The sequence below is a fragment of the Dorea sp. 210702-DFI.3.125 genome (assembly GCF_020560945.1).
GTDB classification, from domain to species: Bacteria; Bacillota; Clostridia; order Lachnospirales; family Lachnospiraceae; genus Dorea; species Dorea formicigenerans.
In genome coordinates, this window is sequence record NZ_JAJCNF010000011.1 from 1 (window position 1) to 12,459 (window position 12,459).

Sequence of the window (12,459 nt, forward strand, 5' to 3'; positions counted from 1 at the left end):
CACTACTAAAATCCTTAACTTAATGACATTGTTTTCAAAAAAACCCCGTCCCCAATTGGACTTTAACCTGTCCCTTTTTTAACCCCACCTACGTTTTTACGGGCTTTAGTGCCTCTCACACCTGTCCCTTTTTAACTTTCCACCAAATACTGCCTCATTATGCGAAGTGCGTTTTTTTCCAGGCGGCTTACTTGTGCCTGGCTGATTCCCACATCTCTTGCCACTTCCATCTGGGTTCTCCCGTCAAAAAAGCGAAGGGAAATAATGTATCTTTCCCGTTCGTTTAAATGTTCCATGGCAGCCTGTAGCGACAGGCTTTCGACCCATTTTTCTTCTTTATTCTTGTGATCGCTGATCTGATCCATCACGTAAAGTGCGTCGCCTCCGTCACTGTACACTGGCTCCTGGAGGCTCATAGGTGCCTGAATGGCATCTAGCGCATAGACAATGTCCTCCTTGGCTATTCCAATCTCCTGTGCAATTTCCTGAACTGTAGGCTCTCGCATATTCTGTTTCACATAATTTTCTTTCGCATAAATTGCTTTGTATGCGGTATCACGAAGGGAACGGCTGACTCGTATACTGCTGTTATCCCGCATGTAACGCCGAATTTCTCCAATGATCATAGGCACTGCATAAGTACTGAATTTGACGTCCAGCTCCGTATTAAAATTATTGATTGCCTTAATCAGCCCGATACAACCAATCTGAAATAAGTCATCAGGGTTTTCATTACTGGAATGAAATCGTTTGATCACACTTAGAACCAGTCTTAAATTTCCTTTGATATATTCCTCTTTTGCCTCATCGTCTCCCGCTTTAATACGCGCAAACAAAGCTTCCTTCTCCTCTTCTTTCAGGATAGGAAGCTTTGCCGTATTCACACCACATATTTCAACTTTTCCCTGCATTTTTTCGAACCTCCTGCCAGATGTTTTCTGATTACGTCTAGTAGAAATTCTCTCCATATGCAGGTTACTTATTCGTAAGTGTCATGAAATTAAAAAATTTTTGCCCCTTGACATCACACGTCCGGCATCATCTTATCCCGCCAGCCATGCAAACCACTTTATAGGTCTGATTATTTTGCCAAATCTGACACTCTTATCTGTCCCACTTGTCTGCCAGATTATTAATCTGATTCTCGAACTTCATCAGTTCTTTGTTTGCAAGTCCTTCATTCTTATATACCACATCAAGCAGCCTCTTTGCCGCTGCGACCACTCTGTAAAATGCATTCTGCTTACGGATCTGTGCTGGTTTTTCCACTGCCTTTTTCGGTTCTTTAATTCCAACGGACAGGATTTCACCTGTAGCAAGATCCACACATCCTCCAGAATACGGTGCCATGGCCGGCCAGCCAAACTTTTCCGTAATTGCTTCTGCAAATGTATCCGTAACCTGATCTTCACCATGAACTACGAATACATGCTGCGGTGTGTTCTCAAATCCTGACAGCCAGTCTAAAAGTCCGTTCCGGTCTGCATGTCCGCTGATACCTTTCAGACTTTCGATCTTCGCATTGACTTCGACTGTCTCACCAAAAAGCTTGACGCATTCCGCACCCTCAATCAGCTTTCGCCCCAGTGTTCCTACCGCCTGATATCCTACAAAACAGATCGTACTTTCTTTTTTCCACAGATTGTGCTTCAAATGGTGGCGGATTCGTCCTGCCTCACACATTCCTGATGCCGATAAGATAACCTTCGGTTTTGTATCAAAATTGATCATCCGGGACTCATCACTTGTAATCGTTGTTTTTAAGCCCGGAAAAACAAGTGGATTGATTCCTTTCTCAATAATCGCAAGTGCATCCTCGTCAAAACAGGATTTTACATTCTTATTAAATACGTTCGTTGCTTCAATTGCCAACGGGCTATCCACATAAACCTCGAAATTCGGATAGTCCGGCAGCAAGTTTTTCTCCTTGATCTCACGGATAAAATACAGAAGTTCCTGTGTACGTCCCACTGCAAAGGATGGAACAACCACATTCCCTCCGCGGTCAAAAGTCTCCTTTAAAATTCTTGTAAACTCTCCGACATAATCCGGTCTTACATCCCCATGCACCCGGTCTCCATATGTAGATTCAATCAAAATATAATCTGCTTCTGTCACTTTCTTTGGATCCTTGATAATCGGCTGATCCAGATTTCCCACATCTCCGGAAAATACGATCTTTTTGGAAATGTCTCCCTCTGTGATCCACATCTCGATTGCCGCAGAGCCAAGAAGATGCCCTACATCCGTAAAACGAATATCTATTCCGTCACACAGTGTAATTCTTTGATCATAATCACACGGTGCCAGCAATTTGATCGCTGCATCGGCATCCGCCATTGTATAGAGCGGCTCATATTCCGGTCCGCCGCTTCGCCTTGCTTTACGATTCCGCCATTCCGCCTCAAACTCTTGAATATGGGCACTGTCACGCAGCATGATATTACACAGATCTGATGTGGCAAATGTTGTTACGATTTCTCCATGAAATCCCTGTTTGCAGAGCATCGGAATCTTTCCGGAGTGATCGATATGTGCATGCGTCAGGAGAATATAATCTATATCTCCCGATGCAACCGGGATTTCCTGGTTCTCGTAAAGATCTGGCCCCTGCTCCATACCGCAGTCTACCAGAATGTTCTTTCCGCAGGCCTCAACAAGGTGGCAGCTGCCTGTCACTTCGTGGTCCGCTCCTATAAAAGTAAGCTTCATACACGTATCCCCTTTTTATTTTCATTCTACCACTTTTTCAGGAATACTTCACCATTTCTTTTCTCAGGCGCACCATAATTTTTTTCTCAAGTCTGGATATGTAGGACTGGGAAATCCCCAGCAGATCTGCCACCTCTTTTTGCGTCTTTTCCTCCCCGTCCACAGTTCCGATACCAAAGCGCATCTGTATGATGGAACGTTCTCTTGCTGACAACAGATTCAGTGCTTTTATCAGAATCTTCCTCTCTGCCTCCTGCTCCAGATCCTTATAAATCGTATCCTCCTCCGTGCCCAGAATATCTGACAGCAAGAGTTCATTTCCATCCCAGTCCACATTCAACGGCTCATCGATCGACACTTCCAGTTTCGTTTTATTATTACGTCGCAGATACATTAAAATCTCGTTTTCAATACAGCGGGAAGCATAGGTCGCAAGTTTTATATTTTTCATCGGGTTAAATGTATTAATTGCCTTAATCAATCCAATTGTTCCGATGGAAATAAGATCTTCCACTCCGATACCAGTATTATCAAATTTTTTCGCTATATAAACGACCAGGCGCAAATTATGTTCTATCAGAAGTTTCCTCGCCTCTTCGTCATGTGCACTTCCCAGATAACCGATTGCTCTCGCCTCATCATCTGCTTCTAACGGTGCAGGCAAAATGTCTGACCCTCCGATATAGTGTATCTCTCCTCCGTCCGGAAATAAAAATGTCCGAAAATCCGGAATTACGTTTAACTGAAACTTTTTGGGCATAACTGCTTTCATTAACATATCTATTCCTCCATTTACAAATTAACTTTTTTATTTACTTATCAGTCATTTCATAGCTTCCATTTTCACAGATGTCTTTCCATATTAAATCCACTATTTACTTCGACAATGACTATAAATACATTTTTCAATGTCCGATTTATTCTTCTGCCTGCTATAAATCATCAGGATTCAAGATCATGTCATATACATTGGAAAGCTTCTGTCTCTCACTGACTGCCACAAGTGGTTTTTCCACCCATTTTTCTTCCTTTTCACACTGACAACACAAACAATCCAGCATAAAGATCGGCATCGTACCATTTTCCTTTCCAATACTCTGATAGGTGATTACACGTTTACTTGAAAAATCTGTGCAGCCAAGTTTTTCGGCTATCTCTCCTGTAATTACATGAACCGGTCTTCCCGTCAACGAATCCCGCAACCTGTTTCCAGTGTCGATAATGGCATAAATCTCACATTCTCTTCCGTTTTGATACAGCCTGGCTCTACAGGAGCCAGCCATATTTTTATGAAAATAAGCCAGCAAATCCCATATTCCAAGACAAAGATGATATCCTGCAAATGCAAGTATTAAAAACACTGCACCTCCACGAACGTATGGCTGAAATACATTCAGTATTCCGCCCAGCAAAAATGCACTGACATACAGCAATATCCATGCTTTTATCAGAGTACGCTTTTCTTTTATCCCAAGTCCTGTTTTCAACAGACACATATTCATGACTCCGTGAAACAACACAAGCCTCCATATCTTTCCTCGCAAAAATACCACAAATATGCAAGTCAGAAACGCACCGACCATTGCTCCCGCAATAATTCGCAGACGTCTGATCCGGCACTTAAGCATCTTTCCTACCATTAATAACAGGAAATAATCCATCAGAAAATTAATAAGAAAAAACAGATCTATGTACAGCTCATAGTGCATGTTCCACCTTCTTCCTCTTGTATACGCAATCGATTTTGTACTTTTGAGTGATTTTATTATACGTGTGACCACACGTAGATTTTGTCAGATAATGAAAGAAACAATTCAGTTTATTACGACAGGATTTTACGCATTATCCTTTCTTTTTCCATGTTTTTTCGCCATGTAATTTTATATGACATAATTCATGTATTTACCACAAATGAACGAATTTTTTGTCGATGTATTTTTACAATGATGAATAAAGAATGTGCCTTGGCATATTCTGGCGCCTGCGGCAATCGTTTGCGACATCATCATTGTACGCCGCAGTGCGCATCCTGCCGGAGGCTTTTTGTATATAATAGGAAATGCAATTTCCTATTATATACAAAAAGAGTCAAAGAAACTTATTCGTTTCTTTGACTCTTTTATTCATTCAATCTTGTATTCTAATATGAATTCCTATTTTTTAAAGAAATCCGGAATCTTGATAGACTGCTCTTTTACACGACTTGTCGGAGTTCTCGGTGTCTCCATGGAAGGTGATGTTCCTCCAACTGTTCTTCTAGGAACTTCCGGCTCTTCCACTGTTCTGTTCACAGATCCCATACTCATATCAAGCTTTGGAGCTGCCTGCTGGCGAACCGGCTGTCTGTCATATGCAGAAGCATGTCCTGTATGTGTAGCCGTATGCCCCACATTTGCTGCCGGGCGCTGGCTCTCCAGTCTGGATTTTAATTTGGAAGCTGTACCTCCTACATTGTGAAGTCCTGTTGCGATAACTGTGATTGTAGCCTCATCAGCCTTGGAATCATCATACATTGCACCAAAGATAATATTCGCATCTTCTCCGGCAAGATCCTGAACATACTCAGCTGCATCTGATGCATCCATAAGAGTGATATCTCCGGATACATTGATGATAACATGAGAAGCTCCGGCAATTGTTGTCTCCAGAAGAGGACTGGCAACTGCCTGTTTTACTGCCTCAAGCGCTTTATCGTCACCGCGTCCCATACCGATACCGATATGTGCGATTCCCTTGTCTGTCATAACAGTCTGAACATCTGCAAAGTCCAGGTTGATCAAGGATGGTACATTGATCAGGTCTGTGATACCCTGAATACCCTGCTGTAACACCTCATCAGCCTTCTTAAGTGCTTCCGGCATAGTTGTACGTCTATCAACAACCTCAAGAAGCTTATCATTTGGAATGACGATCAGTGTGTCTACACTTTCTTTTAATTTTTCAATTCCTGCAAGAGCATTGTTCATACGTGTCTTGGACTCAAAACGGAACGGTTTTGTTACAACTCCGACTGTCAGGGAACCCTGTTCCTTGGCAATACGTGCTACAACCGGTGTAGCTCCTGTTCCTGTTCCGCCACCCATACCACAGGTAACGAAGACCATGTCTGCTCCTTTTAATGCTGCTGCAATCTCTTCGGAACTTTCCTCTGCAGCTTTCTCACCAATCTCCGGTCTTGCTCCCGCACCAAGACCTTTGGTGATCTTATCTCCGATCTGTAAAAGTGTCGGAGCCTTACTTAACTGAAGTGCCTGTTTATCTGTATTAATTGCAATAAATTCCACACCGGCAATCTGCTCGTCGATCATTCGGTTCACAGCGTTGTTACCGCCACCGCCGACTCCTACAACTATGATCTTAGCCGCTGCTTCTGACTCGTTGGTTTTAATTTCTAGCAAGGGTTTCTCCTCCTTTGTTATCCTTATTATACATTATACACCCATATATATTTCTATAATATAGACTTTTGTCCAAAATATCAATAGAATTTCATGACTTTTTCAATTTTTTTTGTTTTATCCTGCATCTTCCGGAAAAACTCCAATATCAAAAGTCGCTGTGTCACTCTCATCAGAAAAATTTTCCAGATGAAGCGTTCCTTCTTTTCCTTCCAGCTTTTCAAGAATCTTAGGAATCTGCGCAACTTTCACGGAAGTGACATCATTTCCAAGGCTCACACATACATTCCCGATGTACACATAAATTCTGTCAGAACGACACATAATCTTTGTGACAGACAACTCGTACTTTTTCATCTCTCTGGTAGCTTCCAGTATCTCCTGATAGATAATCGAACTTTTCTTTTTCAATTTATGGTAAAGCTTAAGTTCGTCCGGATCTATACCGTCTACAAGCGGAATTCCATCTACCGGTGCTTCCTCTACATCTACGACCATACCATCCTGGTCAAAATAGTAATACTTTCCATCTGAATCCATTACATATCCGATTCTTTCCTTCTCCTGAACTGTAATCTTAAGCGTCCACGGATTTTTAAGACTTACCTTAATACTTTCAAAACAGTCCGGCTGTTTTCCATAACCGAGTTTATATTTTGCAAGCACATACAGCCCATTGACCGAATATTTATCGTTCTGAACAGATTTTACAATTTCTTCTGTACTACAATAATCATTTCCCTTCACTTCTACTTTCTGGACATGAAACAAAATAAAAATTCCAAGTACAAGAATTAAAAAGGCAAAGAGCAATACAAAAAAAGCATAAACTCTATGTTTTCGTTTTTTCTTCTTTTTTTTCTTTTTCGGACGTCTTTCTGCATGATCTTGATAGTCGTCCAGGTATTCTTCCCTTTTCATTCACCCCTGCTCCTTATTCTGTAATCTCCTCTTCACAGTAACTTCCATTTTTCGAGACGCTTAGTACAAGCCCCATTTCTACCAGTAAAAATACAACTGAAGTTCCGCCATAACTAATGAATGGCAACGTAATTCCAGTATTGGGGATCGTATTGGTCACGACCGCAATATTTAAGATGACCTGAATCATCATATGTGCCATTGCCCCGGAAGCAATCAATGCTCCAAACAGATCTTTTGCCTGCGTTGCAATGACAAAAAAACGCCAGATCAGAAGCAGAAAAAGCATCAGAATAAAACATGCGCCAAATAATCCAAGTTCTTCACAAATGATGGAAAAAATCATATCATTTTGGGCTTCCGGTACAAAGCCAAGTTTTTGAATACTCTGTCCCAGCCCTCTTCCAAATAATCCTCCACTCCCAATTGCATACAATCCCTGCAGAGTCTGATATCCCTTTTCATAAGCTTCCGGATTCTTCCAGACTGCAAGCCGTTCCAGCCGGTAGCTCTCCAAAGCAAGAAAGATTCCCATAAATCCTGCCCCGGCCGCTCCCAGAAAAATAAACTGCCCGTACTTTGGACTCGCCACAAAAATCAAGACGACTGCTATACTCAGAATAATGATTGCTGTGCTCAAGTTACTGGCTCCGACCAATCCTACTATCGGCAGCACGACTATCATGATTTTTATCAATGTCCGCATACGGTACATTTTTTTCACATTGCGTGTGACGTAAGAAGCCAGAAATAAAATAACCGCAACCTTTGCAAATTCCGATGGTTGAAATGACAGTGGACCAAGTGCAAGCCAGCGCTTGGAACCATTATACTCCCTGCCCACAAATATGACAGCAATCGACAGAAGCAGCGCCACAAGGTAACAAAGCCACGCTATGTTCTTCAATCTGTGATAATCAAGCTGTGCAGTAAAAAACATTGCCAGAAAACCAAGACAAGTCGCAAATACCTGCTTTTTCAGATAATAGGAACTGTCACAGAATTTCACTTCCCCATTATACGCACTTGTACTATACAGAATGATAAGACCTGACAGCACCAGAATTCCCAGTACTGTCAGGAGCGTATAATCGTATCTGCCTCTTGCTGCCATACGTGTCAATCCATTCGCACTCCTTATAAGGAATTTACAATCTCTTTAAATTTATCTCCACGTACTTCATAATTCGGGAACATGCCCCAGCTTGCACACGCCGGAGACAGAAGCACTGCATCTCCCGGCTCTGCCATCTCCACTGCAAGATTCATAGCTTCTTCAAATGTGTCCACATACACATAATCATGAAAATCACATTTTTCACAGTCTCTCGCAATCTTTTCTTTTGTCGCACCCATCAGGATCAGTTTCTTGACTTTTCCATCAAAACTGTTAATCCACTCTGTATACTCGGAATCCTTGTCGTATCCCCCGCCTAACAGGATTGTCGGCCGGCGCATTGCCTGGATTGCCTTAATTGCGGCATCCGGATTCGTTCCTTTAGAATCATTGTAATAAACAACTCCGTTTTTCTCAGCCACATATTCTATACGATGTGCGACTCCTTTAAATGCAAGAATTGCCTTCCTGATTGTCTCCATCGGAACGCCATAAACAGCTGCCATGCATACAGCTGCCATAACATTTTCATAATTGTGCGTTCCTAAAATCTGAAGTTCGTCAACATGGCAGACTTCGACTTCATCCGGATTCTTGTAAATAATTTTATCGTTATCCAGATAAATACCTTTTTCCAGCTTATGCTGACTGCTGAAGAACAGAACATGACACTTTAATGTCTCTGCGAATTTACGCATAACCGGCTCTTCATAGTTCAGAACACAATAATCGTCTTCTGTCTGATTTCTTGCAATATTCTCCTTAGCAGCAATATAAGCTTCCATCGTATGATGCCGGTTCAAATGATCCGGTGTATAATTCAGAATCGCACTTACATTTGGGCGGAATGACACGATACTCTCTAGCTGAAAACTACTCATCTCTGCCACGGCAATGGAATGCTCTGTCATAAGATCTGCTGCAATAGTATAGGGATTCCCGATATTTCCAACTACGAACACATCATCCTGGTAAGCCTTCATGATCTCACCGAGAAGTGTTGTTGTTGTCGTCTTGCCATTCGTTCCGGTAATTGCAAGTACGTCTCCCTTACCAAATGTATATGCAAGTTCCACTTCTCCGATAACCGGAATCTCTTTTTCTTTCATCTTTAAAATAATCGGAAGATCTGTCGGTACACCCGGACTTAAGATCACCAGATCCAGCGTATTTGGAAGTTCCTCTGGAAAAGCACCGATTATGATCCGGGCTTTGCTTCCTTCCTGAAGCTTTGCGCGCACGTCTGCTTCAGTCAGTTTTTCATTTCCGTCATAGAGCACCACATCCGCTCCATTCTCTTCCAGTAATTTCACTGCCCCGATTCCACTGATTCCAGAACCGAATACCAGCACTTTCTTTCCTGCTACTACCATTTTATCTTCCTCCTGCATTCATACCCAATCTCGCGATTCGGTATTTTCATATTTTCTCTCTACTTCACGTAATGCCTCGGCTTCGTGCTTCGGACTTTTGAGATTTGGCATCATTACATGGCCATCAGTGCGATCAGGCACAGAAGTGCTGTAATAATGGAAAATACAGCGACGACTCTTGTTTCTGACCAGCCACATAATTCAAAATGATGATGAATCGGAGCCATTTTGAAAAATCTCTTTCCACCTGTCTTTTTAAAATAAGTTACCTGAATCATAACAGATAATACTTCTACCAGATAAATGAGTCCGACAATCACAATAAAAATCGGCATCTGGAGCATATAAGCTGCGGACGCAACAAAACCGCCCAGTGCCAGAGATCCTGTATCTCCCATAAACACACTTGCCGGATACACATTAAACAATAAAAACCCAAGCAATGCACCTACAACTGCACATGTAATCGGCTCAATTCCACTCTTTGTTCCAACTGCAACAACTGTAAAAAATGTTGCTACCAGAACAGTCACGCTTGAAGCAAGACCATCCAGACCATCTGTAAAATTTGTTCCGTTAACAGTACCAATCACGACAAAGAACATCAAAGGAATCGCAAGCCAGCCGATATCCAGATACTTTCCACCAGAGAACGGAATCAGCATTGCAAGAGAAACTCCACTGTACTTTACCATATAAAACGCAAAAATTGCTGTCACTACAATCTGAAGTGCCATTTTCTGCTTTGGATATAAACCATCAGAACGTTTCATAACAACTTTCAGATAATCGTCTAAAAATCCAATCAGACCGAATCCAAGTGTCAGAAACAAGATTGGGATAATCTTCGGATAGTCTTTAATATAAAATACGGATGTGATCACAACACTAAGCAGGATCATAACTCCTCCCATAGTCGGAGTTCCTGCTTTTTTCAAATGAGACTTCACACCATCCTCGCGTTCTGTCTGATCCATTTTCAGTCTTCTCAGCACCGGAATGATCAAAGGCCCCATAACCGCACTCAGTGCAAATGCAATAATCACCGGTAAAAATATCGTATAATCCATAACACACCTCTTCATTTCTTTTGTTCATTTTGCTTTAGTTAGTATACTGCATTTCGACGTCTTTTTCAATGCCAAGATACGGGAATATGTTGTCAAATATATCCCGGATCACCGGAGCTGCGATGGTCCCCCCGTAGTATACACCCTGTGGGTTATAAATGACACACATGCCGAGAATCTGCGGATTGGCAGCCGGTGCAAACCCTATAAAAGAAGAAATATACTTATTCGCACTTCTTGGAAGTGTCTGAGACGTAGCTGTCTTTCCACCAATATGGTATCCTTCGATCTTTGCATTTTTCCCGGATCCCTCTGACACAACACTTTCCAGCAATGCCTGCATTGTCCTGGAAGTTTCTTCCGACACGATTTGCTTTCCATCGTCATATTTTAATTCCCGTACTGTCTCTTTATCTTTGTCCAGTATCCGGACTCCAAAATGTGGTGTCACGCGCTTTCCCCCATTGACCAGAGCACTCACGGTCGCTGCCATCTGAATCGGTGTCACTTGAAAGGACTGACCGAAACTCATGGTCGCAAGCTCCACCTGACCAATATTTTCTTCCTTATGCATAATCGTTGCTGCTTCCCCCGGAAGATCTACTCCCGTCTTCCCAAGAAGCCCGAACTGTTCAAAATAATCACAGAATCGTCCTGTTCCCAATCTCAGTCCAATGTCAATAAATACCGGATTACAGGAATTCTGTATCCCTTGTACAAATGTTTCAGCTCCATGTCCCCCTACTTTGTGACACCGGATTTTCCGGTCTTCCACGATCCGGTAGCCCGGACAGGAAAATGTATCTGAAAGAGATACCACCCTTTCTTCCAGACAGGCTGACGCTGTAATAATTTTAAAAGTGGAACCCGGCTCATATGTATCATTGATGCATCCATTTCTCCACATCTGATTCAAAGCTTCTTTTGATTTTTCTGAAATTTCCTGATCCTGATTCAACGTAAATGGTTCGTTCAGATCAAATTCCGGTACATTTACCATGGCAAGGATTTCTCCGTTTTGTGGATTCATAAGAAGAATCGCAACCTTATCCGCCTGTTTTTCTTCCATGACTTTTTCTGCCATCTGTTGGGCGTACATCTGAATATTATAGTCCATACTGATTTGAAGTGTCTTGCCTGCCACCGGTTCTACCCGGTCTTCAGCTACACCCTCCAGTTCAATACCTCTTGCATCTGTCGTTGTCAGAATCCTGCCGTTACTCCCCTTTAGGTAATCTTCGTATCTCACTTCCAGTCCGATGATTCCCTGATTATCACCACCGGTAAATCCAATCACCTTCGAAGCAAGCTCATTATACGGATAGTACCGTTTAAAATCTTCATCCACTTTCACTCCGGCAAGTTCCATTTCCCGTATCTTATCCCCTGTCTCCTTATCAACATTCGTCTTAATCCGTTCCATGGAAGACACCTTCTCCACCCGCTTTCTAACTTCCGCTTCCTCCATGCCCAGACATTTGCTCAGTTTTTTTATCACCACCTCTGGTTCCTTAATCTGGCTATGTATGACCGAAATTGTACACACCGTCCGGTTTGTTGCCAGCACTGTACCATTCGTATCGATAATTTCTCCTCTGGCTGCCTTAATCTTTCGTTCCCGCTCGTGAAGATCTTCCGCCTTTTTCTGATAATACTCCGCATCAAAAACCATCAGATAGACCATTCGTCCTATCAGACCCAAAATCATCAAAAGTGCCGCTAAAAACACAATCATAATTTTCCTTTTATTATATGTTTTATTTCTCAATACAAAAAAACCTCAGAAGCGCTGTTTTTATCAATTTATTAGGACACTTCCGAGGTTATTCATTTTCATATTTAATTTTTCCTGTTAATTTTCAAATATA

The 12,459-nt window shown here is 42.1% G+C and carries 10 protein-coding genes; all 10 read right to left on the reverse strand.

What is annotated here, in order from left to right; all coding sequences use genetic code 11:
• Positions 1-131 precede the first annotated feature (131 nt).
• The gene (gene sigG / locus LI164_RS06920) at positions 132-911 is read right to left on the reverse strand and encodes an RNA polymerase sporulation sigma factor SigG (protein WP_022279784.1); all 780 of its coding nucleotides are present in this window, start codon (positions 909-911) and stop codon (positions 132-134) included.
• A 193-nt stretch (positions 912-1,104) separates the two neighbouring features.
• Positions 1,105-2,712, reverse strand: a complete 1,608-nt coding sequence (locus LI164_RS06925; protein WP_005331618.1) for an MBL fold metallo-hydrolase RNA specificity domain-containing protein — start codon at positions 2,710-2,712, stop codon at positions 1,105-1,107.
• A gap of 37 nt (positions 2,713-2,749) precedes the next feature.
• Positions 2,750-3,490: an RNA polymerase sporulation sigma factor SigE gene (gene sigE / locus LI164_RS06930; protein ID WP_117657087.1), complete on the reverse strand. Its 741-nt coding sequence runs from the start codon at positions 3,488-3,490 to the stop codon at positions 2,750-2,752.
• Positions 3,491-3,644: 154 nt separating this feature from the next.
• Positions 3,645-4,421, reverse strand: a complete 777-nt coding sequence (locus LI164_RS06935) for a sigma-E processing peptidase SpoIIGA (protein WP_117657088.1) — start codon at positions 4,419-4,421, stop codon at positions 3,645-3,647.
• 444 nt (positions 4,422-4,865) lie between these two features.
• Positions 4,866-6,110: a cell division protein FtsZ gene (gene ftsZ / locus LI164_RS06940; protein WP_005331622.1), complete on the reverse strand. Its 1,245-nt coding sequence runs from the start codon at positions 6,108-6,110 to the stop codon at positions 4,866-4,868.
• Between the two features lie 117 nt (positions 6,111-6,227).
• Positions 6,228-7,031 carry a cell division protein FtsQ/DivIB gene (locus tag LI164_RS06945; protein WP_117657089.1) on the reverse strand — a complete coding sequence of 268 codons (804 nt, stop codon included), beginning with the start codon at positions 7,029-7,031 and terminating at the stop codon, positions 6,228-6,230.
• Between the two features lie 13 nt (positions 7,032-7,044).
• Positions 7,045-8,145 carry an FtsW/RodA/SpoVE family cell cycle protein gene (locus LI164_RS06950; RefSeq protein WP_117657186.1) on the reverse strand — a complete coding sequence of 367 codons (1,101 nt, stop codon included), beginning with the start codon at positions 8,143-8,145 and terminating at the stop codon, positions 7,045-7,047.
• 23 nt (positions 8,146-8,168) lie between these two features.
• On the reverse strand, positions 8,169-9,521 hold the full coding sequence (murD, locus tag LI164_RS06955; protein ID WP_117657090.1) for a UDP-N-acetylmuramoyl-L-alanine--D-glutamate ligase: 1,353 nt from the start codon (positions 9,519-9,521) through the stop codon (positions 8,169-8,171).
• A 113-nt stretch (positions 9,522-9,634) separates the two neighbouring features.
• A complete protein-coding gene (gene mraY / locus LI164_RS06960) occupies positions 9,635-10,591 on the reverse strand; it encodes a phospho-N-acetylmuramoyl-pentapeptide-transferase (RefSeq protein WP_040015341.1) in 957 nt (318 codons plus the stop codon).
• Positions 10,592-10,625: 34 nt separating this feature from the next.
• Positions 10,626-12,359 (reverse strand): penicillin-binding transpeptidase domain-containing protein, encoded by a 1,734-nt coding sequence (locus LI164_RS06965; protein ID WP_044911800.1) that lies wholly within the window; start codon positions 12,357-12,359, stop codon positions 10,626-10,628.
• Between the last annotated feature and the right edge of the window lie 100 nt (positions 12,360-12,459).

Coding starts and splice junctions, on each gene's coding strand:
- sigG (WP_022279784.1), bottom strand. CDS start 911: ATGCAGGGAAAAGTTGAAATATGTGGTGTGAATACGGCAAAGCTTCCT.
- LI164_RS06925 (WP_005331618.1), bottom strand. CDS start 2,712: ATGAAGCTTACTTTTATAGGAGCGGACCACGAAGTGACAGGCAGCTGC.
- sigE (WP_117657087.1), bottom strand. CDS start 3,490: ATGTTAATGAAAGCAGTTATGCCCAAAAAGTTTCAGTTAAACGTAATT.
- LI164_RS06935 (WP_117657088.1), bottom strand. CDS start 4,421: ATGCACTATGAGCTGTACATAGATCTGTTTTTTCTTATTAATTTTCTG.
- LI164_RS06945 (WP_117657089.1), bottom strand. CDS start 7,031: ATGAAAAGGGAAGAATACCTGGACGACTATCAAGATCATGCAGAAAGA.
- LI164_RS06950 (WP_117657186.1), bottom strand. CDS start 8,145: ATGGCAGCAAGAGGCAGATACGATTATACGCTCCTGACAGTACTGGGA.
- murD (WP_117657090.1), bottom strand. CDS start 9,521: ATGGTAGTAGCAGGAAAGAAAGTGCTGGTATTCGGTTCTGGAATCAGT.
- mraY (WP_040015341.1), bottom strand. CDS start 10,591: ATGGATTATACGATATTTTTACCGGTGATTATTGCATTTGCACTGAGT.